General features: G+C 57.9%; 20 protein-coding genes. All 20 read left to right on the forward strand.

Annotated features, from left to right (window positions below; all coding sequences use genetic code 11):
- Nucleotides 1–9 precede the first annotated feature (9 nt).
- Nucleotides 10–522: a division/cell wall cluster transcriptional repressor MraZ gene (locus tag KCG46_RS06975; protein WP_218404551.1), complete on the forward strand. Its 513-nt coding sequence runs from the start codon at nucleotides 10–12 to the stop codon at nucleotides 520–522.
- Complete coding sequence (rsmH, locus tag KCG46_RS06980) at nucleotides 519–1457, forward strand: 16S rRNA (cytosine(1402)-N(4))-methyltransferase RsmH (RefSeq protein WP_218404552.1); 939 nt, start codon at nucleotides 519–521, stop codon at nucleotides 1455–1457. The genes KCG46_RS06975 and rsmH overlap by 4 nt, the downstream gene beginning before the upstream one ends.
- On the forward strand, nucleotides 1454–2029 hold the full coding sequence (locus KCG46_RS06985; protein WP_218404553.1) for a hypothetical protein: 576 nt from the start codon (nucleotides 1454–1456) through the stop codon (nucleotides 2027–2029). Before rsmH ends, KCG46_RS06985 begins: the two co-directional genes overlap by 4 nt.
- On the forward strand, nucleotides 2026–3822 hold the full coding sequence (locus KCG46_RS06990) for a peptidoglycan D,D-transpeptidase FtsI family protein (protein ID WP_218404554.1): 1797 nt from the start codon (nucleotides 2026–2028) through the stop codon (nucleotides 3820–3822). Before KCG46_RS06985 ends, KCG46_RS06990 begins: the two co-directional genes overlap by 4 nt.
- Entirely contained in the window at nucleotides 3819–5303 is a 1485-nt protein-coding gene (locus KCG46_RS06995) for a UDP-N-acetylmuramoyl-L-alanyl-D-glutamate--2,6-diaminopimelate ligase (protein ID WP_218404555.1), read from the forward strand. The genes KCG46_RS06990 and KCG46_RS06995 overlap by 4 nt, the downstream gene beginning before the upstream one ends.
- A complete protein-coding gene (locus KCG46_RS07000) occupies nucleotides 5300–6760 on the forward strand; it encodes a UDP-N-acetylmuramoyl-tripeptide--D-alanyl-D-alanine ligase (RefSeq protein ID WP_218404556.1) in 1461 nt (486 codons plus the stop codon). Before KCG46_RS06995 ends, KCG46_RS07000 begins: the two co-directional genes overlap by 4 nt.
- Nucleotides 6761–6780: 20 nt before the next feature.
- Nucleotides 6781–7851, forward strand: a complete 1071-nt coding sequence (mraY, locus tag KCG46_RS07005; protein WP_218404557.1) for a phospho-N-acetylmuramoyl-pentapeptide-transferase — start codon at nucleotides 6781–6783, stop codon at nucleotides 7849–7851.
- A 10-nt stretch (nucleotides 7852–7861) separates the two neighbouring features.
- Nucleotides 7862–9250, forward strand: coding sequence for a UDP-N-acetylmuramoyl-L-alanine--D-glutamate ligase (gene murD, locus KCG46_RS07010; protein WP_218404558.1), 1389 nt, complete (start codon nucleotides 7862–7864; stop codon nucleotides 9248–9250).
- Complete coding sequence (locus tag KCG46_RS07015) at nucleotides 9247–10491, forward strand: FtsW/RodA/SpoVE family cell cycle protein (protein WP_218404559.1); 1245 nt, start codon at nucleotides 9247–9249, stop codon at nucleotides 10489–10491. Before murD ends, KCG46_RS07015 begins: the two co-directional genes overlap by 4 nt.
- Nucleotides 10488–11720, forward strand: coding sequence for an undecaprenyldiphospho-muramoylpentapeptide beta-N-acetylglucosaminyltransferase (gene murG / locus KCG46_RS07020; RefSeq protein ID WP_218404560.1), 1233 nt, complete (start codon nucleotides 10488–10490; stop codon nucleotides 11718–11720). The genes KCG46_RS07015 and murG overlap by 4 nt, the downstream gene beginning before the upstream one ends.
- Nucleotides 11717–13141 carry a UDP-N-acetylmuramate--L-alanine ligase gene (gene murC / locus KCG46_RS07025; RefSeq protein ID WP_218404561.1) on the forward strand — a complete coding sequence of 475 codons (1425 nt, stop codon included), beginning with the start codon at nucleotides 11717–11719 and terminating at the stop codon, nucleotides 13139–13141. The genes murG and murC overlap by 4 nt, the downstream gene beginning before the upstream one ends.
- Nucleotides 13142–13215: 74 nt before the next feature.
- Nucleotides 13216–14112, forward strand: a complete 897-nt coding sequence (gene murB / locus KCG46_RS07030; protein WP_218405355.1) for a UDP-N-acetylmuramate dehydrogenase — start codon at nucleotides 13216–13218, stop codon at nucleotides 14110–14112.
- Complete coding sequence (locus KCG46_RS07035) at nucleotides 14109–15080, forward strand: D-alanine--D-alanine ligase (protein WP_218404562.1); 972 nt, start codon at nucleotides 14109–14111, stop codon at nucleotides 15078–15080. Before murB ends, KCG46_RS07035 begins: the two co-directional genes overlap by 4 nt.
- Nucleotides 15073–15981 carry a cell division protein FtsQ/DivIB gene (locus KCG46_RS07040; protein WP_218404563.1) on the forward strand — a complete coding sequence of 303 codons (909 nt, stop codon included), beginning with the start codon at nucleotides 15073–15075 and terminating at the stop codon, nucleotides 15979–15981. The genes KCG46_RS07035 and KCG46_RS07040 overlap by 8 nt, the downstream gene beginning before the upstream one ends.
- Nucleotides 15978–17312 carry a cell division protein FtsA gene (gene ftsA / locus KCG46_RS07045; RefSeq protein WP_218404564.1) on the forward strand — a complete coding sequence of 445 codons (1335 nt, stop codon included), beginning with the start codon at nucleotides 15978–15980 and terminating at the stop codon, nucleotides 17310–17312. Before KCG46_RS07040 ends, ftsA begins: the two co-directional genes overlap by 4 nt.
- Before the next feature lie 178 nt (nucleotides 17313–17490).
- Nucleotides 17491–19260: a cell division protein FtsZ gene (gene ftsZ, locus KCG46_RS07050; RefSeq protein WP_218404565.1), complete on the forward strand. Its 1770-nt coding sequence runs from the start codon at nucleotides 17491–17493 to the stop codon at nucleotides 19258–19260.
- Nucleotides 19261–19395: 135 nt separating this feature from the next.
- Nucleotides 19396–20850, forward strand: a complete 1455-nt coding sequence (locus KCG46_RS07055; protein ID WP_218404566.1) for a tetratricopeptide repeat protein — start codon at nucleotides 19396–19398, stop codon at nucleotides 20848–20850.
- Between the two features lie 144 nt (nucleotides 20851–20994).
- The gene (locus KCG46_RS07060; protein WP_218404567.1) at nucleotides 20995–21501 is read left to right on the forward strand and encodes a type III secretion system chaperone family protein; all 507 of its coding nucleotides are present in this window, start codon (nucleotides 20995–20997) and stop codon (nucleotides 21499–21501) included.
- A 42-nt stretch (nucleotides 21502–21543) separates the two neighbouring features.
- Nucleotides 21544–22356: a pyrroline-5-carboxylate reductase family protein gene (locus tag KCG46_RS07065; protein WP_218404568.1), complete on the forward strand. Its 813-nt coding sequence runs from the start codon at nucleotides 21544–21546 to the stop codon at nucleotides 22354–22356.
- A 111-nt stretch (nucleotides 22357–22467) separates the two neighbouring features.
- Nucleotides 22468–23217: a Bax inhibitor-1/YccA family protein gene (locus tag KCG46_RS07070; protein WP_218404569.1), complete on the forward strand. Its 750-nt coding sequence runs from the start codon at nucleotides 22468–22470 to the stop codon at nucleotides 23215–23217.
- Nucleotides 23218–23232 lie beyond the last annotated feature (15 nt).

The following is a 23232-nucleotide window of genomic DNA, read 5'->3' on the forward strand; positions in this document are numbered from 1 at the left end:
GCGCCGCAAGTGTCTGCGTTTGAGGGATATAATGGCCAAGCTTTTTCGCCTTCCGGCGATAAAGGCCGCTTTGTCCTGCCTCCCGCATTCCGCAAAGCGGTGAAGGAAAGCGGCGAGGGTGCGAAAACGCTCTGCCTTGCCGTGCATGATCGGTTTGACTGCCTGATCGGGTTCGGTCTCTCTCGTATCCCTGAGCTCCATGCAAAACTCGACAAAGAAGAAGAGCGCGCGATCCAGATGAAGGATTTCGATTGGGGCCGCGATGTCCGCGCCCAGCAGCTTTTTGGATTTGAGCAGCTTCCGTTCGACGATAGCGGGCGTTTTGTTATGCCCGATCACCTGCGTGATCTCGGCAATGTCGGCGATGGCCTCTATTTCCACGGCGCTGGCGATTTCTTCTTTATCTGGAATCCGGAAGAGCTGGCGCGGATGGACCGCTCCTTCCGCGGCGCTCAGGTTACATGCAAAAAGTTGATGGCCGAGGCGGAAGCTAAAGCCAAAGCGAAGGGCGGTAAGAAATGACCGCTCCCCATATTCCTGTGCTCCTCGAAGAAGTGATTGCAGCGATCAAACCGCGTGATGGACTGTCAGTCGTCGACGCGACCTTTGGTGCAGGTGGTTATTCCGCTGCATTGCTGGACGATGGCGCGCGCGTTTTCGCGTTTGATCGCGATCCGAATGCTATCCGTAATGGTGCTGCCATGGTCGCCAAATATGATGGTCGGCTTTCGCTGCACCAAGAGCGCTTTGCTGAAATGCGCGCCGAGCTTTCGCGCATTGGCGTTGAGCAGGTTGATGCGGTCGTGATGGATATCGGCGTGTCTTCGATGCAGCTTGATCAGGGAGAGCGCGGCTTTGCATTTTCGACTGATGGCCCGCTCGATATGCGCATGAGTCAGTCAGGTGAAAGTGCCGCTGAATTTCTCAACACCGCAGATGAAGCAGCGATTGCAGATGTGCTGTATGAATACGGGGAAGAGCGTCAATCACGCCGCGTCGCCCGCGCGATTGTTGCTGCGCGCCCGCTTGAGACAACGGGCGAGCTTGCCCGCGTTGTTCGCCGCGCGCTCGGACACAAGCCGCATGACAAAAAAGACCCGGCAACTCGCACATTTCAGGCCGTCCGCATCCATGTGAATGACGAACTTGGCGAACTTCGCGCCGGACTCGTTGCTGCGGAAGCCATGCTGAAAGAGGGCGGCGTTCTTGCAGTGGTTAGCTTTCACAGCCTCGAAGATCGCATCGTGAAGCGCTTCTTTAAAGAGGCATCAGGAGCAGGGCGGGCCGTTTCGCGTCACCTGCCTGGTGAAATTGCGGGGCCGGACCCGGTTTTCGCAAAAGTTTCCAAGGCGATCCGGCCATCTGAGGCCGAAGTTGAGCGCAATCCGCGCTCACGCTCATCAACACTGCGCCATGCGATCCGCACGGCTGCACCAGCACGGGAGGCTGCATTATGATCGTAACAAATTCACAATTGCGTTCGCTCGGTTGGGCGGCATTGCTTGCGATTTGTGTTGGCATGTTTGTGGTGCTCAGCCTCCGCGTGCACGCGGTGCATAGCGAAGTGCAGCTCGCCGAGCGGAAGATCGTATCGCTCAAGCGTGAGACGAAGCTGCTTGAGACAGAGTTTCAAACACGCGCCAACCAGCGCCAAATGGCGAGCTGGAACAGAGTCGATTTTGGTTTCAAAGCGCCGCGCGCAGATCAATATTTTGATAGCGAGCGTCAATTGGCCAGTCTTGGCCAGCCGCGTAGCCCGGGCGCACCAAGTCCGATCCGCGTTGCTCGTGCTGATACCGGAACATCGTCTAGCGCACCGTCAGAAGAGCGCGAGATGGTTTCGCCATTGAGCGGCGAAGCGATCACGCTGGCGTCCGCTGCTGTTGAGGCAGATGGTGGTGCTGTATTTGCCGATGCCTTTGGTGACTTCTTGATCGAGGCCTCTCCGATCCGCGCTGCTAACGCGCAGACGGTGACTGGCGAAGCTGCGGCCGGATTTGCGCAAGAAATGGCCGGGGGCGGCGAATGAATGCGTTTAGCCCTCAACTGGGGCTGGACTTTGGCTCAAACGCGTTCCTTGAACCCGAATTAAAGCCTGCTGGCGAAGGCGCCGCCACTGGACCGGCCATCCCCGCTGGCCGCGTTCAATTGGTGCAATTGCGGTTCCAGTCAGTTCTGACAGCGCGTATGCGTGTCTTGCTGATCGCTGCGGTTTTTGCGATTGTCGCCTTTGTTGCAATCATTCGGATTGTTTGGTTGGGCTTTGCAGGTCATGCGCCAAGTCAGTCGAGCCTTGCCGATCAATTGCTGCCACCGCGCGGAGAGATTACTGATCGCAATGGCGCTCCATTGGCCCGTGCCTTCCCTGCTTACGCGCTTTGGTATGATCCCGATGCTATGGGTGACGGCGGTGCGCCACTCGTTGCAGCGCCGAACGAGGTTGCGGCGCAGCTCAAGAGCATTTTTCCGGATATGGACGAGGCCAAGACTGCCGAACGTCTCGCAACGGGCCGTGCGGGTTACCTGCGCCGCCGCGTGCTTCCCGAAGATGCGAACCAAGTATTCGACCTTGGTGAAATCGCTCTGCAATTCCCGCAGGAAACCGATCGTCACTATCCTCAAGGGAGGTTGGGCGCGCATATCTTGGGCTATGTTGTAGAGCAGCAAGGCGGGCAGCTTGGCATGGAGCAGGTGCTAGAAAAGCGCCTTTCAGACCCTGATCTTCGCGGTGAACCGGTTCCATTGTCGATTGACGTGCGGGTTCAGGGCGCTCTCGAAGACGAACTCAATCGCGGCATGCTGGCGACCAATGCGATTGGCGCTGCGGGCGTTGTGTTGGATGTGGATACTGGCGAAGTATTGGCGTTAGCCTCTCTGCCGGAATTTGACCCCAATATCGTCGGCGCCGATGGCGCGCCCAACGTGTTTAACCGCGCGACAAACGGCGTTTACGAGCTTGGCTCAACGTTTAAACCGCTTACGGTCGCCGCGGCGATTGATGCCGGGGTGGTTCGCAACCTGTCGAAGGCTTGGAACGCAAGGCCGGTCGAAGTTGGCACACGCACCATTCAGGATTTGAAGCCCAAGGGCAGCACGTTGAATGTGCCTCAGGCGCTTGTCTATTCATCGAACACAGTGACCGCGCGGATCGCGGACGAAATGGGCTCCGACCGCCTTCAGCAAATGCTGGTTGATCTGCGGATGGATAAACGCCCCTTCATTGAGCTGCCTGCCAAGGGCAAACCGCTATGGCCCCAAGACCCTAGCAATCGCCACACCAATATGGTGATCGGCTATGGTCACTCGCTGGCTGTAACACCGCTGCATCTCGCCAACGCCTATGCTGCGATGGTGAATGGCGGCATCTGGCGCCCATCGACACTGCATAAGCTCGCACCGGAAGATGTGCCGCGCGGCAAACGTGTTTTTAAGGCGTCCACTTCGGCCCGTATGCGTCAAATGCTGCGGATGATTTCTATCTACGGGACAGGGCGCAGTGCAAATGCGCCGGGTTTCCGTGTCGGCGGTAAAACCGGCTCGGCGGAAAAACCGAATGCGCGCGGCGGATACAGCGAGCGTAAGATCATCTCGACCTTCGCAGCCGCATTCCCGATGGATCGCCCACGCTATGTCATCGTAACGATGATTGATGAGCCGCGTGGAACTCGCGCAAGCTCTTTCCAGCGGACTGCAGCGTTTAACGCGGCTCCTGTCGTTGGGCGGCTTGTCCCCCGCATCGGGCCGATGCTCGGCGTGCGTCCGGATGCTAACCGCGATGTCGACATTTCCGATCTGCGTTATCTGGTCGAGGGTCGCAAATGAAGCTCGCCGACCTGATCCAGCGTGCCGGTATCTCCGGCGTCGAAGCCGGTGACGCCAGCGTTACCGGCTTTGCCATTGATCACCGTAAAATCGCACCGGGGACAGTCTTCGGCGCGTTTCAGGGCGCAAAGTTTAACGCCGAAGATTTCATTCCTGCTGCTATTGAAGCTGGCGCGGTTGCAATCGTCGCGCGCGGTGAGGCGGGAGTCGATGGTGCGCTGCATATCGCGAGTGACGAACCGCGTCAGACATTCGCAAATCTGGCCGCGGAATTCTTCACGCCGGTACCGCAAACTGTCATCGCGGTGACAGGCACCAACGGCAAAACCTCTACCGCCGAGATGACCCGCCAAATCTGGCGTATGTGCGGCGAACGCGCTGCCAGTATCGGAACTCTTGGTGTCACAACGCCAGATGGCAGCGTTTCGACTGGCCTCACCACGCCTGACATCGTCACGTTCCTCTCCAACATGAGCGGCCTGGCGCGCGAAGGTGTGACGCATGTCGCCTACGAAGCATCCAGCCACGGCCTATCGCAATTCCGCAATGAAGGGCTGCGCGTCAGCGCAGGTGCTTTCACGAATTTCAGCCGCGACCATCTCGACTATCACGGGACGATGGATGAGTATTTTGCGGCAAAGATGCGCCTGTTCGACGAAGTTGTCGAAGATGGCGCACCGGCAATTATATGGACCGGCGGGGAAATTAGCGAGTGGACCCGCCGCGCCATCGAGCACGCTGAAAAGCGCGGCTTGCGCGTGCTCACAGTGGGCGAGCAAGGCGAGTTCCTCCGTCTTGCCGCCCGCGAGGCCAGCCAGCTTGGTCAAACACTGACGATTGAGCATGACGGCGAAACGCGGACGGTGAAACTGCCGCTTATTGGAGCCTATCAAACCGCTAACGCGTTGGTATCCGCCGCGCTTGCGATGGCCACCGGCTCTGACAGATTGCAAGTCTTTGATGCGATTGGCCGTTTGCAGCCCGTTCGCGGAAGGCTTGAACGTGCGGTGATCACCGCGAGCGGTGCACCTGTCTATATCGATTACGCCCACACGCCGGACGCTTTGGAAGCCGCGATTATCGCGCTGGGACCTCATGTTGATGAAGCGAAAGGCGGCAAGCTGATTGTGGTCTTCGGCGCAGGCGGAGACCGGGATACGGGCAAGCGCGCGCCAATGGGCGCAGCCGCTTCAAAACACGCCGACGCGGTGATCGTAACTGACGACAATCCGCGCGGCGAAGATGCGTCCAACATCCGCGCAGAAATTCTGTCTGGTGCAGATGCAAATGCCAGCGAAGTGGGCGGCAGGCGCGAAGCAATCGCAGCCGCCATCGCCGACAGCGGGGCGCACGACATCATTCTAATCGCAGGCAAGGGCCACGAAGAGGGCCAGATAATCGGGTCAGGGGACACTATGCGGGTATTGCCGTTTAACGACGTACAGGTCGCACGCGAATGCGCGGCGGAGATGGTGGCATGAGCGCCGTCCACGCAATGCTTCGCGCATGGCCGGCCAATCCGCGCGACAATTTGCCGCTCACGCTTTGGAACTCGGCCGAGATTGCCGACGCGACGGACGGTGTAGCAAGTCACGCGTTTCAGGCATCTGGTATCGAGATGGACTCCCGCGATGTGTGCCCCGGCGATTTGTTTATCGCTCTAAAGGGCGAAGCGATGGATGGGCACAAGTTCATCGCCGCAGCCTTCTCTAAAGGCGCTGTTGCAGCAATCGTCGATCGTCCGGTCGATTTCCCGCATGTGCTCGTCAAAGACACCACGCAGGCGCTTATTGATCTGGCTCACGCGGGGCGTAGTCGTTGCCAAGGCGTCCGGATCGCTGTGACTGGTTCTGTCGGCAAAACCGGCGTCAAAGAAGCGATCTTCAACAGCCTCGACCGCGCAAGTCGCGGCTCAGCGCATCGCTCGGTTCGCAGTTACAACAATCATGTCGGCGTTCCCTTGAGCCTCGCTCGACTTCCAGCACGCGCAGAGTACGGCGTGTTCGAAATGGGCATGAACCACGCGGGCGAAATCGCGCCGCTGGCCGATCATGTTCGCCCGAACGTCGCGGTCATCACCACAATCGCGCCCGCTCACATCGAGAACCTTGGTTCGATGGAAGCGATTGCTGACGAAAAAGCACAGATATTCACCGGCCTTGCAAAGGGCGGGACCGCCGTCATTCCAGCGGATAGCGAATACACACCTCGCATAGTCGAGCACGCCCGGAAGCTTGGCGTGAATGTGGTCACGTTCGGCCGCAGCGCGGATGCCGATGTACGCCTGCTGGATGCGATCCCCAGCGCGAATGGCGGATCGCTCGTCACAGCAGACCTCGGCGACACACGCCTTTGTTATTCTGTGGCTGAGCCCGGCGAACACTGGATTGCTAATTCGCTTGGTGTCATGGCGGCGGTTCGCGCCGCTGGAGGCGATCTCGCCAGCGCTGGATTGGCTCTCGCAGAAATGGGCGGCTTGAAAGGGCGCGGTGCGCGTTTCAACATTGCGGTGCCGGGCGGCAAAGCCCTGCTCGTCGATGAAAGTTACAACGCGAACCCTGCTTCGATGCGCGCGACACTGCGCGCCATTGGGCAAACGCCGGCGCATCGCCGTGTCGCAGTTCTGGGTAGCATGATGGAATTGGGCGATTTCGGCCCGAAATTCCACCGGCAGCTGGCAGAACCTATCGGCGAAGCAAAAATCGACCACGTGATCCTTGTCGGCGATGAGATGCGTGCTCTTGCAGGGCAGTTGGGGAAAGCCTCCATTGGCCCGCTTGGCATTGTCCCTAGCTTCGACCATTGCGAAGGGCCTGCCGAAGCGATTTTGGCACTCGAAGAGTTCGGTCTCACCCACGGCGACGCTGTCCTCGTAAAGGGTTCCAATTCCGTCGGTCTCGGCAGGCTGGTGACACACTTTACGAACGCTTCGGCTTGATCGCCGGGCGAGGGGTCTGAATGCTATATCTACTTGCGGAATGGCTTGGCTTTGAAGGCGCGCTGAATTTGGTGCGCTATCAGACGTTCCGTTTCGGCGCGACGTTGATGACAGCGCTTATCCTTGGTCTGATTATCGGACCGCGCTTCATCAACATGCTGCGCGTGCGTCAGGGCAAAGGCCAACCGATCCGCGAAGACGGGCCGCAAACACACCTCGCCAAAGTCGGTACCCCGACCATGGGCGGATTGATGATCCTTGTCGCGCTGGTATTGTCTTTGCTGCTTTGGATGGACCTGAGAAGCCCGCTCGTCTGGGCGTGTCTGGCTGTCACGATTGGCTTTGGACTGATCGGGTTTCTGGATGACTATGACAAGGTGACTAAGAACAGCCACGCCGGTCTGTCGGGCAGGATCCGGCTGCTGGCTGAATTCGCTGTTGCGGGTGTCGCATCCTATCTGATCGTCAGCCAGATCAACACCAATCTCTATATCCCGTTTTTCTCGGATGTGAGCATCCCGCTTGGGCCGCTCTATTATGTCTTTGCAGCATTTGTAATTGTCGGGGCGGGCAATGCCGTGAACCTGACGGACGGGCTCGATGGTCTTGCGATTATGCCGGTCATCATCGCGGCAGGCACCTTTGCCATTATAGCCTATCTCGTCGGACGGACTGACTTTAGCGAATACCTCGGGATTCCTTACGTCGAAGGCGCTGGCGAACTTGCCGTATTCTCGGCGGCGATCATGGGGGCTGGTTTGGCTTTCCTGTGGTTCAACGCTCCGCCTGCTGCAGTGTTTATGGGGGACACCGGTTCGCTCGCTCTTGGCGGTGCTCTTGGAGCAATTGCGGTTGCAAGCCATCACGAAGTCGTACTCGCCATCGTCGGCGGTCTCTTCGTACTCGAAGCGGTGTCGGTCATCATCCAGGTGTTCTGGTTCAAGCGGACGGGCAAGCGCGTATTCCGAATGGCCCCGATCCACCACCATTTTGAACAGCTCGGCTGGAGTGAGAGCAAGGTAGTGATCCGGTTCTGGATCATTTCTATCATTCTCGCGCTTATCGGCCTTGCAACTCTTAAGCTGAGGTAACGGGCTACGCGTGATCACTTCCACTGCCTTTGCCGGAAAACGCTATGCCGTCCTCGGCCTCGCGCGCTCCGGTGCGGCGACGGTGGAGGCATTGCTTGCGAGTGGAGCCGAAGTCACTGCTTGGGATAGGCAGGATGTTTCGCGCGAGCCATTTGCGGATCGTTGCGCGATCGCGGACCCACTTGATCTTGATCTGAACGGCTTCGCAGGTGTGGTCGTTTCGCCCGGTGTCCCTCTCAATACGCATCCGATCAAGCCGCATGCTGAGAAGTTTGGCGTGCCGTTGATTGGTGATATCGAGCTGTTTGCTCTGGCGCGCGGTGATCTGCCTGATCACAAGGTCGTGGGCATCACCGGCACGAATGGCAAATCGACCACAACCGCGTTGCTTCATCACATTCTGGAAATGGCGGGTCTTCCTGCCGTGATGGGCGGTAATATCGGCGAGCCGATCCTGTCGCGAGAGCCGCTGTCGCCAAACACGAATGGCGCGGGCGCGTATGTTCTCGAATTGTCGAGCTATCAGATTGATCTCACTCAATCGCTGGCCTGCGATGCTGCTGCGCTAACGAACATCACACCTGATCATCTCGACCGCTACAATGGCTTTGAGGATTATGCATCGGCAAAAGGCCGTCTCTTCGCGATGCAGAAGACTGGACAATTTGCGGTTTTCGGATCAGTCGAAGGTGCTGCGGGCGCCGTTATGCACGCAGAACAAGCCCGCCGGCCTGCAGGTCGCGCCGGCCCAGCTGATCTTTCGCGCTTCGCACCTTTGCAAAGCGAGTGGCCTAGCCTCCAAGGGCCACATAATCTGGAGAATGTCGCTGTTGCGGTTGCCTTGGCCGAAGAGTTGGGCGTTACCGAGGCGCAGTGGCGCCATTCCTTGCCGCGCTTTCGCAACCTTCCCCACCGGATGGAGCAAATTTGTGAGGAAGCTGGCGTCATTTTCATCAATGACAGCAAGGCAACCAACCCTGCGTCCACAGCGCCTGCTTTGGCTGCATTCCCGCCAGCTAAAGCCATTCGTGGCGGTAGCCCCCGTGTTCACTGGATTGTCGGCGGTCTTGCGAAAGAAGATGGGCTGGGAGAATGCGAGGCCATGCTTGGTAATGTCGCAGCGGCTTATACGGTTGGCGAAGCCGGGCCGCGTTTTGCCGAGCTGCTGGAGGGCCGCATTCCGCGCGTCGAAAAGTGTGAGCTTGTCAGCGAAGCAGTTGGCCGCGCCCGCAAAGCCGCCATGGCTGGCGATGTAGTGCTGTTCTCTCCCGCCTGCGCGAGCTTTGATCAGTTCCGCGACTATGAAAAGCGCGGCGAGCATTTCCGGTCATTGGTCGGTGTGATCGCTGAATTCGGTGATTGTGCGCCTGCCATCAACGAAGCGGATCTTGCAACATGAGCGGCAATGGGACCATCGCTGCGCCGCGCGGAGACCGGACGTTCCACGCTCCGGTGCCAACCAATCGCAGACTAAGTGAGCATGTACGAATATGGTGGCGGGAGATCGACAAATGGCTGCTGTTCCTAATTCTGCTCGTCATGGCGCTAGGCACCGTGGCCGTCGCCGCCGCCGCACCAGCCGCCGCTGAGCAGCTCTCCCGGCGCGGGATCGAAGTCGGTGAATTTCACTACCTTCGCCAGCACATCATGTTTCAGGTGATGGGCATTGGCGGCATGATCTTCGTATCATTCATGGACCGCGAGACGGCCAGAAGACTCGGTATTCTTGTTTTTGTAGGGTTCCTCTTTCTGTTGTTTCTCGTCCCGATAATAGGTGTCGAGAAGAACGGCGCTCGGCGTTGGCTAGAATTCGGTATGTCGGTTCAACCGTCTGAGTTTCTCAAGCCTGGCTTTGCGGTCGCGCTTGCATGGATACTAAGCATGAAATTGCGCGATCAGAACCTGCCTGTGCTCACCGTTGTTACGGCTATCATGGCGCTGATCGCAGGCCTTCTGATGTTGCAGCCAAACCTTGGTGCGACCATCCTTTTTGGCGGCGTTTGGTTCGTTCTGGTCTTGCTTGCCGGCGTCTCGATCCAGCGGATTAGCGCCTTGATCGGGGTCGGGCTGGTCGGCCTGACCGCGACCTATTTCCTCTATGACAATGCGCGCTACCGGATCGATTCCTTCCTTGGCGGTGGTACTGCGTTCGATCAGGTTGATCTTGCGCAGCGCACTCTGCTGGCCGGAGGGTGGACCGGCAGCGGCTTGTGGCTCGGCATACGGAAAATGAACCTGCCCGAACCGCACACTGACTATATCTTCTCCGTCATTGGCGAGGAGTTCGGGTTGTTAATGTGCGGGCTCATTGTGCTCGTCTATTTCGGTATTATCGGTAAGGCATTGATGCGCTTGGTTGATGAGGAAAATCTGTTCGCCTTGCTTGCAGGGGCGGGTCTCGTCACCCAGATCGGTGGTCAGGCATTCATCAATATCCTGGTGAATTTACAGCTGTTCCCGTCAAAAGGGATGACACTTCCGCTGATCAGCTATGGCGGATCATCCACACTGGCAGTGTGTTTCACGGTTGGGCTGCTGCTTGCCATTACGCGCCGCAATCCGTTCCTTGAGCGTGAGAGCAGCGGTTTGAAGAACCTATTCGAGCGGCCCAAAAACGGCCACAGGGAGGAACGCGCATGAACAGCGAGACACCGCAGACAGTGCCAAGCGGCGCAAGTCGGCATTTTGTCCTCGCGGCAGGGGGCACGGGTGGGCATCTGATCCCGGCATTCGCGCTTGCGACTGAATTGGAAGCGCGCGGACACCACGTGGCGCTTATCACCGATGATCGCGGCGCGAATATTCCCGGCAAGCCGGACAGTCTGACCGCCCACGTCTTGCCCGCGGGTCGGTTTGGAAAGAACCCGCTCAACTGGATTGGCGGCATCCGCGCGGTATTGGAAGGTCGCAATATGGCGCTCCGCTTGTTTGAAAGTTTCGAACCGAGCGCTGTTGTCGGCTTTGGCGGTTACCCTGCGTTACCCGCCTTGCTCGCCGCGACATCGGCCAAAGTTCCGAGCATTGTGCATGAACAGAATGCTGTGTTGGGACGTGTCAACCGCCTGCTTGCAAGCCGGGTTGAGGCAATCGCGACGTCCTATTCAACCGTTGAAAGGCTGAAGCCAAAGTTCGCTCCGAAGACGCATCTGGTCGGCAATCCGGTCCGTGCAGAAGTGCTTGCTCTGCGTGACGAAGAATTTCCGCCGTTCACCGACGATGGCATTTTGCGGGTCCTTGTAACTGGCGGGAGTCAGGGCGCGAGCGTCCTGTCCGATGTTGTGCCCGACGGTTTGTCGATGCTGCCCGATGGCTTGCGTCAACGCTTGCAAGTGACCCAGCAATGCCGCAGCGAAGATGTCGACCGTGTCCGTGAGCGTTACGTCAACCATGATATTGCCGCTGAGCTCGGCACGTATTTTGAGGATATGCACGAACGGCTTGCCGATACGCATTTGTTCATCGGACGAGCGGGCGCTTCGACCATTGCCGAACTGACCGCCGTGGGACGTCCCGGAATTCTCGTTCCACTGCCGATAGCAACCGATGATCATCAAGCGGTGAATACCCGCGATGTGGTGAAGGCGGGCGGCGCGCGTATGATCCGGCAGAGCGGCTTCACTCCCAAGGAGCTTGCCAAGCAAATTCAGGCAATGGCGCAGAACCCCTCCAGCCTTGCCAATGCGGCGCATGGTGCGTGGAATTGCGGCTATCCTGATGCGGCGAAAGACCTCGCTGATCTGGTCGAGAGCATGGCGGGAATTGATTTGATGGACGTGGTGCGGGTTGGCGAAACCAATCCCCGTGCCGCCAAAGTGGCGACCAAGGCCCAGCCTGCCACCCGCGACACCGCAAAGGATGTTGCTGCGTGAAGGGTGTTGGTACGGATATTGGGACGATCCATTTCGTCGGCATTGGCGGCATCGGCATGTCCGGTATCGCGGAGGTTATGGCGAACCTTGGATACACGGTCCAAGGCAGCGATATCAAAGAAAGCCCCGTGGTTGAGCGGCTCCGTTCGCGCGGCGTAAAAATCGCCATCGGTCAGGTGGCCGAGAATGTTGAAGGCGCGGCCGTCGTCGTCACCTCAACAGCTGTGCGCAGAACGAACCCTGAAGTCGCCTATGCGCTTGAAAATCGGATACCTGTCGTGCGCCGCGCAGAGATGCTGGCTGAATTGATGCGACTGAAATCCACCGTCGCCGTGGCTGGAACGCACGGCAAGACGACGACCACCAGTATGATCGCTGCACTGCTGGATGCCGGCAATGTCGATCCGACCGTCATCAATGGCGGCATTATTGAACAATACGGCTCCAACGCGCGCCTAGGTGATAGCGACTGGATGGTTGTTGAGGCGGATGAAAGTGATGGAAGCTTTCTACGGCTAGACGGCACGATTGCGGTCGTGACCAATATCGATCCCGAACACCTCGATCATTACGGCGATTTTGACGGCGTGAAGAAAGCGTTTGTCGAATTCATTCACAACGTGCCGTTCTACGGCGCTGCGATCCTGTGCGTTGACCATCCAGAAGTTCAGGCCGTGATCGGGAATGTGCGCGATCGCAAAGTAGTGACCTATGGTTTCTCGCTTCAGGCCGATATTTGCGGGGTGAATATTCGTCCGAATGAAGGCGGGAATACCTTTGACGTGATCGTGCGTCAGCGCGGAGAGGAAGACCGCCGCATCGAAGGCGTGCATTTGCCGATGCCGGGCCGTCACAACGTGCAAAACGCGCTTGCCGCCGTCGCCGTCTCTATCGAGATGGGCTGCGAAGATGATGTAATCAAAAACGGCTTCGGCGGCTTCAGCGGCGTTCGCCGCCGCTTTACCAAGGTCGGCACGATCGATGTCGAGGGAACCGGTGTGAGCGTTGTCGATGATTACGCGCACCACCCGGTTGAAATCCGCGCTGTGCTTGGAGCAGCCCGTGAGGCCGTGCCCAAAGGCCGGGTGATCGCTGTCGCCCAGCCGCATCGCTACACGCGCCTTAATGATCTGATGGAAGATTTTCAGACCTGTTTTAACGATGCAGACATTGTATATGTGACGCCGGTCTACGAAGCTGGCGAAGACCCGATCGAAGGCGCTGATGCGGCAGGATTAGTCGCCGGTCTCAAATCACGCGGGCACCGTGCTGCCTCCACGATTGCCGATGAAGATGAACTCGCAACCGTGCTTGCTGAGGAAATCATGCCCGGCGATATCATCGTCTGCCTCGGCGCGGGGGATATCACACGCTGGGCTGCTGGCCTTGCGACAGCGATTGAATCAAAGCGGGTTGCATGAGCGATATGGTTCAACCCGACGACTGGCTTGATCGAGACGATGGCTCCGCCCCTACCTGCGCGGTCGAAGGGACGATGACTGCTCCTGTCCCATTGGACAATATTCGCGGTGATCTGACGTGTAAGGCACCGCTCGCGAAGCTCGTTTGGTTCAAGACCGGCGGACAAGCTGACTGGTTGTTCGAGCCTGCTGATCTGGACGATCTGAAGCTGTTTATGGAATGCCTCGGCGGGACAACGCCGGTGATGGCGCTTGGTCTAGGGTCCAACCTGATCATCCGAGATGGCGGGGTTCCGGGTGTGGTCGTCCGATTGGGCAAGCCTTTTGCTGGTGTCGAAGTGACCGGTGAGCTTGAAGTGACTTGCGGAGGGGGCGCTCCGGGAATTTTGGCTGCATCCAAAGCGCGCGATGCCGGTATCGCTGGAATGGAATTTCTGCGGGGTATTCCGGGCACTGTCGGCGGCTTTGTGCGCATGAATGGCGGCGCTTACGGCCGTGAGGTCGCTGATATCCTGATCGATTGCGATGTGATCATGCCAGATGGCGAACTGGTCAAACTGCCGGTTGCGGACCTGCAATACACCTATCGCCACTCTGCTTTGCCAGAGAGCGCGGTTGTGGTCTCGGCGCGGTTTAATGGCACGCCGGGTGATCCAAGGGATATCGGCGAAGAAATGGACCGGATCGCGAAAGCACGAGAAGAATCGCAGCCGCTGCGTACCAAGACCGGCGGATCTACATTTAAGAATCCTGACGGCGGCAAGGCTTGGCAGTTGGTCGATGAAGCGGGCTGCCGCGGCTTCCAAATGGGCGGCGCGCAAGTGAGTGAGAAACACACCAACTTCCTCATCAACACAGGCAATGCAACCAGCGCCGATATCGAGGCCCTAGGCGAAGAAGTGCGCGAGCGGGTCTACAAACAATCGGGCGTTACGCTGGAGTGGGAAATTCAACGAGTGGGGCGGCCATGAGTGATACCCTGCATATTGCGGTGCTTATGGGCGGCTGGGCAAACGAACGCGAAGTCTCTTTGATGAGCGGCGCGGGTGTTGCCGATGCGTTGGAAAGCAAGGGACACACGGTCACTGAAATCGATATGGGCCGCGATGTCGCGATGAAGATCGCAGAAGCCGCACCTGATGTTGTTTTCAATGCGCTGCACGGTGTTCCCGGTGAAGATGGCACGGTTCAGGGCATGCTTGACCTGATGGGAATTCCCTACACCCATTCCGGTGTCGCGACTTCCGTCATTGCGATTGATAAGCAACTGACAAAACAGGCACTCGTGCCGCATGGCATTCCGATGCCCGGCGGGCGTATTGTTGCATCCGCAGAGCTGTTTGAGCGCGATCCATTGCCGCGTCCATATGTGCTGAAGCCAGTCAATGAAGGCTCTTCCGTCGGTGTCGCTATTGTCACCGAGGATAGCAATGTTGGCAATCCGATTGCGCGCAGCGCAGCGGGGCCGTGGCAGGAATTTGAAGAACTGCTCGCCGAGCCGTTTATCAAAGGCCGCGAGCTAACCACTGCCGTGATAGGTGGACCGGATGGCCCCCGTGCCCTTGGCGTGACCGAGCTGATTATCGAAACCGGCTTTTACGATTACGAACACAAATACACTGAGGGGCGGACGCAGCATGTCTGTCCTGCGGAAATCCCGCCAGAAATTGCAGCGCTTTGTGAGGACTATGCAATCCGCGCGCACAAAGTACTCGGCTGCCACGGTACGAGCCGTACCGATTACCGCTGGGACGATGAGTTGGGCGAAGAAGGCCTGTTTGTGCTCGAAACCAACACCCAGCCCGGCATGACACCCCTCAGCCTGGTGCCTGAACAAGCCCGCCATGCGGGAATTGATTATCCAGAATTGTGCGACATGATCGTTCGTGAGGCGATCCGCGTCCACAATTCAAACCATACGGAGGGCGCCGATGGCTAAAATCAAGCGTTCGAGCGGGAAAGGTGTTCGCCGCGTAGCCAAATCACAGAGCCGCGCAGCCGGTGCCCACCGCGCCAAGGCAAAGACCACGGGTATTCTCGATAGCGCGATGGGCATCTTGCCTTTCACGGAAGAGCAATGGAGCCGCATCTGGCTCGCGATTATTATTGGCGGAGCGGTGGCTTTGGCATGGGTCATTGCAAATCTTGCAGGGGTTCCAGCAATGGCGCAGGCGCAAGTCGCGCAGGTGGCTGCTAATGCCGGTTTTGAGGTCAAGCAGGTCCGCGTAACCGGAACCGACCGGATGGACGAACGCGAGGTCTATGCCCGCGCGCTCGCTCGCCGTGACCAACCTATGCCACAGGTTGATATTGAGCAATTGCGCGCTGATCTGCTCGAACTTTCATGGGTCGCCGATGCGCGGGTTTCTGTGCAACTGCCAGACACACTTGCGATTGATATTGTCGAACGCGAACCGCATGCGGTTCTTGAGAAGCCGGACAGGCTGGTGCTGATTGATGCTGAAGGCCACGAACTTGCTCCGGTGGCGGCTGACAAGGTGGAAGGTCAACTGCGTATATCCGGACCCGGTTCTGCAAAGCAGGTCGGCAACCTTGATCGCCTGCTTGCTGCAGCACCGGCGCTTCAACCGCAAGTTGCCGGCGCCGAATGGATTGGCAACCGCCGTTGGAATGTGACTTTCACAACCGATCAAGTGCTTGCGCTGCCTGAAGGTGAAGACGAAGCAGCATCGGCACTGGTCAAGTTTGCGCGGATGGACGGGCAGAACCGTTTGCTCGGCGGTAAAGTCGCGAACTTCGACATGCGTGATCCGCCGCGTATTTACATGCGCGTGCCGGGGCGTTCGGAAGACGTTCTTCTTGCGGGGAATGGGCAATGAGCGGCGCGAACAAATCCAAAGCACCCGTATCGCGGGCGCGCCTCGCTAAAGTGTTTGGCGCGGTCAATATCGGCTCGTTCCGCATTTCCGCGATGATTATGGGGGAGACGGAGACGGGTGATCTGATCGTTCTTGGTTCCGGTCACCGTGCCAGCCAGGGGATCAAGCGCGGCTACGTCACTGATATGAAAGCGGCCACGTACGCAATTCGCGACGCGGTGGAGCGAGCAGAAAAGAATGCTGGCCAAAGCGTGCAAAGCGTCTGGATCGCCTGTGCGGGAGCCGGTTTGAAAAGCCGCGTTTCCAAGGTTGAAATAGAAATCGGCGGACGGCGGATCGAAGAAGACGATGTCGAACATTTGCTTGTCGCCGCACGCGATATGATCCAGCCAGATGGCCGCACCGTACTGCACGCGCAACCGGCGCACTATACGCTTGATGGAGCGCATGGCGTTGCCAATCCGCGCAATCTCCATGCTGAACGGCTGGGTGTAGATGTGCATGTGATGCTGGCCGATGGAGCTCCGGTCCGAAATCTCATGGAAGCCGTTCAAAGCGCCCACCTCGAAGTTGAAAGTGTCGTCGCGGCCCCGCTTGCGTCAGGATATGCGTGTCTTTCGATGGAAGAACGCGAACTTGGCGTCGCTTTGGTCGAGATCGGCTCCGATGTTACAAATGTTTCCGTTTTCGCTGGCGGCATGCTTTTGGGGCTGCGCGCGATCGCGATGGGTTCGGGCGATATTACTGATGCGATTGCGAGTGCATTCGGCATCAGAAGGTTTCAGGCCGAGCGTCTGAAATGCGTATCCGGATCGGCAATTGCGAGCCCTTCGGATCACCGTGAAATGATACCGGTAAACGGGCCAAATGACGGCTGGGATGAGGAAGCTTCTGGCCCCGTTGCACGCGGAGCCGATGAGAAAAACCGTATCCCGCGCGCTGAACTCGTCTCCGTCGTGACTCAGCAACTTTCGCTGCTCACACGAGAGATTGGCAAATCACTGAAGGATATGGGCTTTTCTGGATCTCGAGCGGGTCAAGTCGTTTTGACCGGTGGCGGCGCCGAGCTCGCGGGACTGGCAGAATTTACGCAAAGCGCACTCGGTATGCCGGTGCGCGTCGGACGTGCGCCATCACTCACCGGATTGCCAGAGGCGCATTCGACACCGGGCTTTGCGACGCTGGCCGGATTGTGTCTCTATGCGGCTGATGATCCGATCGACATTCGCGCGATCGGAGCGCGCCATCGAGAGGTCCATGGTGGCAACACAGGTAAGGTCGGAACCGTTGGTTTCACGCGCTTGTTTCGAGCGTTGAAAGAGTATTTCTGATCAGGATTGAATTTTAACGCGACGCTGCGTGGTGTATGAGGGTTAATAAGCCACTGTGGATAAGGAATTCTGCGGTATAACGGGCTTCTATCGTATGTGTCACAAGCGAGTTGAGCAAAAAGCAAGACCAGGCGGCAAATAGAACAGGGACGCCCCGTCTGCTTAGAGGAAAAGTAAAATGAGCATCAATATCGGACCTGCAGTCACTGACGATCTTCGTCCACGCATCACCGTTGTCGGGATTGGCGGCGCGGGTGGCAATGCGATTGCCAACATGATCGCCTCGGAAATTGAAGGCGTCGAGTTCATCGTTGCGAACACCGATGCACAGGCATTGAGCAGCAGCCCAGCAGAAAAACGCATTCAGCTTGGTCCAGATATTACTGGCGGTTTGGGGGCAGGCGCCCGGCCCGAAGTGGGTAAGGCAGCAGCCGAAGAAACCGTGGCCGAAGTCGAAGAAGCGCTGGAAGGCGTGAACATGGTCTTCATTGCAGCGGGCATGGGCGGGGGCACCGGCACTGGTGCGGCGCCCGTCATCGCTGAGGCTGCTCGCCGCAGAGGCGTGTTGACTGTTGGTGTTGTGACGAAGCCATTCTTGTTCGAAGGAACTCGCCGGATGCGTGCTGCAGAAGCGGGCATTGCCGAGCTTCAGGAGCATGTTGATACGCTTATCGTAATTCCCAACCAGAACTTGTTCCTAGTTGCGAAGGCGGAGACCACATTTAAGGAAGCGTTCGAGCTTGCGGATGAAGTGCTGCAACAGGGCGTTCGCTCGATTACCGATCTTATGGTCATGCCAGGCCTTATCAATCTGGATTTTGCGGATGTCCGTTCAGTGATGAGCGAGATGGGCAAAGCCATGATGGGCACGGGCGAGGGTGAAGGCGAAACACGCGCGCTCGATGCAGCGGAACAGGCGATTGCCAACCCGCTTCTTGACGGTGTGAGCATGCAGGGCGCCAAAGGCGTCATCATTTCGATCATCGGCGGCGAAGATATGAAGCTTCTCGAAGTCGATGAGGCTGCAAATCATATTCGCGAACTGGTTGATGAAGATGCAAACATCATCTGGGGTAGCGCGTTCAATGCCGACCTCGACGGCAAGATCCGCGTTTCTGTGGTCGCAACCGGTATTGAGCCCGGCGCGATTGGACATGCCGAGCATTCCACGCCGGTTTCGCTTTCCAGTTCCCGCGCGCCAAAACGGCCTGTGCTTGAGCTTCCTGAAGACAATCTCGCCGCAGAAGAACCGGCCACTGAAGAAGTCGAAGAACAAGAGCCGCTGACGCTAACAGCACCAGACATGCCGGAATTCGAAGCCGAACCAGAGCTTGAGCCCGAAGAAGAGCCTGAAGCCGCCAATGAAGCTGAACCGTTCGACCTGAGCGGTATGCAGGCGGGTGACGATATGGGTGAGACAGGGGATGACGTTGACGGCATCGTTGATCCGCTCGCTGGCCTGCGAGATGTCGAAGAAGAACCTTATGACCTCGCCAGCGCAGAAGATGCTGAACTGGCTGATCCGGCTGATGACAGCCATTACGGCGTTGCCGATGATGATGGCTTTGCCAGCGAAGAAGGCACGCTCGATCTGACAGGTGAATTGTCTGAGGGCGAAGGCACTGAAGCCGGAGACGATGTTCTTGCCGATGCCGACCGTCTCGCTGACGAAGACAAGCCGGTCGAAGCGCGCCTAGGGGGCGGCCGTCGACGCGGATTGCTTGGCGGTGCCAGTGGCGGTGAAGCCGCTGATGGCGGTGCAGAAGCAGGTTCGAGTTCCGATGGCGCTGCTTCCGGCGGCGGAAGTACATTGTTTGAACGCATGGCGAATCTGTCGCGTTCCGGCTCAGATGATGGCGATAGCGAGAGCGACGATGAAGATAAAGATGGCGACGATGCGCCCGCGCTCAGCATCCCGCGTTTCTTGGGTCGTCAAAACAACCAGTAATTGAATGTGCGGCGGGCAGGCATTGAGCCTCCCGCCCGACCTCGGTCTCGGTTCGACTTGAACGTAAGGCTATTCGCCCTGCGTTCACATCAGTGGGGCTATTCGACGAGCGAGGATTGATTAGCTGACAACGTGATGACGAGCACCTTTACCAACTTCCTGCACGCTCTTGCGCTGGCCACCGGCACTCTACCAATCTTGATTGCTGCTCCGGCAGCGGCGCAACAATCCACTTCGCGAGAGGTGGTTCAAGCGCTTCCTTCCAAAGATGTGCAGCGATTGAATCGTGCATTGCTGCGCCTTGCAAAGCGGCCAGACAACGTAGCGGCTTTGCTTGAGGCTGGTGAAGCTTCGGCGAAAGTTGGCGATCTGGATGCGGCAATAGGCTTTTACCGCCGTGCGAATAACCTCGCTCCCAATGATGCCCGCACAAAGCTTGGCATGGCGCGAGTAGTCCTAAACTCGGGCCGACCTGCGGATGCCTTGCCGCTATACGCCGCAGCACAGAGTGCAGGCGCAAATGCGAGCGACCTTCTAAGCGACCGCGCCCTCGCATTCGATATGGTGGGCGACAACGCCAGTGCGCAATCGGCGCACCGACAAGCGGTCGCGCTACAGCCGGATGACAACGAAGCCAAACGCCGCCTTGCGATTAGTTATGCAATCTCGGGCAACCGCGCCGGGTTTGAGGATACACTCCGGCCGATGCTCGATCGCCGCGACTTTGCATCTTTTCGCACTCGCGCATTTGGATTGGCGATTATGGGTGAGCAGGATCGCGCAGCTGCGATTGTCGATGCTGTCATGCCGCGCGATTTGGCCGGGCGGATCAATCCATATCTCGAGTTTATGCCGCGTCTAACAAAGGCGCAGCAAGCAGCGGCCGCCAATCTGGGAATCTTCCCGCAAGCCGCCGATATTGGCCGCGAAGACCCCCGCATTGCTGCTTACAAGAACGGTTCAAGCAACAGCGATGCCGCAATTGCGCAGGCTGCTGATAGCAAGCTTGAACCGGCAGGTGCGCCGCTCGGTGAAGCTGCAGAGACTGTTTCGGTGGCTGCGGCTCCGGCGCCTGAGCCAGGTTTTGATTTGGCAACTGTCGCGCCCGCTGAGATACTACCGGCCGCTGCCTCACCGGTAGAAGCCTCGACAGCGCCTTCCGCTCAGCAACCGGCAAGCGTAGCCGATGCTTTCGCAGATCTTGGAAGTGCGTCTCTGCCTACAGCGAGCAAAAGCGGTGATGCTGTCGATCTGGCCGCAATCGAAATCCGTCGTGAGGGTGCTGCGAAGGTAGAGGCAGAGGAGCCCGCCAAACCCGATCATCCAAGCCGGATTTGGGTGCAGCTCGCCACAGGGCGCGATGTCTCCGCGCTGAAGTTTGATTGGCGGCGCTTTACGCGCAAAGCGCCCGGCTTGCTCGATGATTTCAAGCCACATGTTACACCATGGGGGCAGGCCACCCGTTTGCTTGCGGGGCCAGTGGACTCGCGCCGGGCGGCCAGTGAGCTGATCAACGCGCTTAAGCAACAGGGCGTTGACACGTTCCGCTTCATCAGCCCAGAAGGCACTGAAATAAAAGAATTAAAATAGTTCTTTTCGATCATCCCCGCCTTTCTGTGCACAAGCTTTAAACAGCCGAAATCGGTTCTCCCCAGCCGCCCGCCATATGCGGATTGCCAAACAATGGGGTGTGCAGGCATCTCTTTGATCGATGTTACAAATGGTACCCCACCGATGAGAACGAGCGAGCACGACTTCGCTGCGCAAGATGATGCCGCTCCGGTAGACATGCTCGCCGCGCTGTTTGAAGCGCGCGGTTGGTCCTTTGACGTCGCCTCCGATGACGAAATGAGCGGTGAGGTTCAGGGCAGCTGGGCGAAGTATCAATTAAAGGCAATCTGGCGCGCTCAGGACAACGTGCTTCAATTCCTTTGTTTGCCCGAAATTCGCGTTCAAGATGACAAGAAAGAACGCGCCTACGAATTGCTAAGCCTGATCAATGAACAGATGTGGCTGGGACATTTTGATATATGGTCCAACGGCGATGTGCTGCTGTACCGGCATGGCGCGTTGTTGGGCGATGACGGCATGTTGAGCCTGACGCAGGCGCAATCGTTGGTCGAAAATGCGATTGATGAATGCGATCGTTTTTATCCTGCATTCCAGTTCGTCTTGTGGGGTGACAAAGCGCCGCGTGCGGCATTGGAAGCGGCAATGGTTGACGCGGCAGGGGAAGCGTAGCCATTTGGGCGTTCCAAGAGCTCAAACATAGAGATAGTTGCGATGCCTGACGCCCCAAAAATCCTGATCATTGGTTACGGCAATATGAGCGGCGCGATGCTGGCCGGCTGGCTGACTGCCGGAGAGCCGGCGGAGCGCTTTGCGGTGCTGAACCGGTCGCCAAAAACTGCACCGGCCGGGGTCACCGTGTACCGCGATCTTGACGAAGCTGTTGCCGCGGGATCGCACAACGCCGTGATGCTCGGGTTCAAACCCAATCAACTGAACGATGTCGCCCCTCAAATTCAGGCTCTGACTGGTGAGGGTGTCGCGGTTTATTCTCTGCTGGCGGGGTTGACGATCGCACAATTGAAAAGTGCTTTCCCCAATGCCGCTGCGCATATTCGCGTGATGCCGAACCTCGCCTGCCGCATTAATAGGTCACCGATTATCCTGCTTGAAAACGGATTGAATGCGGACAAACGAGAGAGCACGTTTACGTTTTTTGATGCGCTTGGCACTGCCGTCTGGTTAGAGGAGGAAGGCAAGTTTGATCTGGTGACGGCTCTGGCAGGCTCAGGTCCCGGCTTCGTTTATAGATTTATCGATGCGCTTGCGGGTGCGGGTGCCGATCTAGGGTTGGAACCCGCGCAGGCTGAGGCGTTGGCACTCGCCATGGTCGACGGCGCATCTGCTCTTGCCGCAGGTGAAACTTTGTCCCCCGGTGACCTCGCCAATCGTGTTGCTAGCCCGGGCGGTATGACACGCGAGGGCTTGAATGTGCTTGATGCGGAAAACGCGCTTCAAGAGCTGCTGGTCGAGACTTTGCGGGCGACTGCAGAGCGCGGCGCCGAATTGTCAGCCGATAACGGTTAATCCCTGTCAATATCTTGATGCGGGTTTCGCTTGAAATTGAGCTGCAAAACACCGATATTGGTCGGGACAGGCGTGTATTGTCGCGCCCTATTTGGAGACAAGGGATCCATTATGTCTGATTGGAATGACACTCAGCGCACCGGCTTTGGCTCGGTGCCACGCGCTGGCGGCGACATCGCTGGCGTCACCTATGATGAGGGCCTGCGCAAGCATATGCTCTCTATCTATAACTACATGTCCTCTGGCGTTCTTTGGACAGGTATCGTCGCGATCCTGTTTTCATGGGGCGGCATGGAATCGCCAGCTGCATCGCTCGCACTGAATGGCGGATTGCTTTTCTGGGCAGTTAAGCTTGCTCCGCTCGCATTCATCCTTGCGATGAGCTTTGGCCTTCACAAGATGAGCCAAACCACGCTGCAGATCGTTTTCTGGGCGTTTGCGACCGTCATGGGCCTTTCGCTTTCGACGATCTTCCTAGTTTACACGGGTGAATCGATCGCCGTTACGTTCTTCGCTACAGCAGGTGCATTCGCTGGCCTTTCGTTGTGGGGCTACACCACGAAGAAAGACATTTCCGGCTGGGGCAGCTTCCTGTTCATGGGTGTGATCGGTCTTATCATCGCCAGCGTGATCAACATCTTCCTCGGGTCCGAAACGATGGCATTCGTCATCAGCGGCATTGGTGTGTTAGTATTTGCGGGTCTGACCGCGTACGACACGCAGCGTCTGAAAAACGAATATCAGTATGTTCGTGGCACTGAATTTGCGGGCAAAGCCGTGATCATGGGCGCTACCAGCCTCTATCTCGATTTCGTGAACATGTTCATGTTCCTGCTGCAGTTCCTTGGAAGCCGCGAATAATCGCGCTGACAGAGC

The organism is Erythrobacter crassostreae, from assembly GCF_019204045.1.
Classification (GTDB): Bacteria; Pseudomonadota; Alphaproteobacteria; order Sphingomonadales; family Sphingomonadaceae; genus Erythrobacter; species Erythrobacter crassostreae.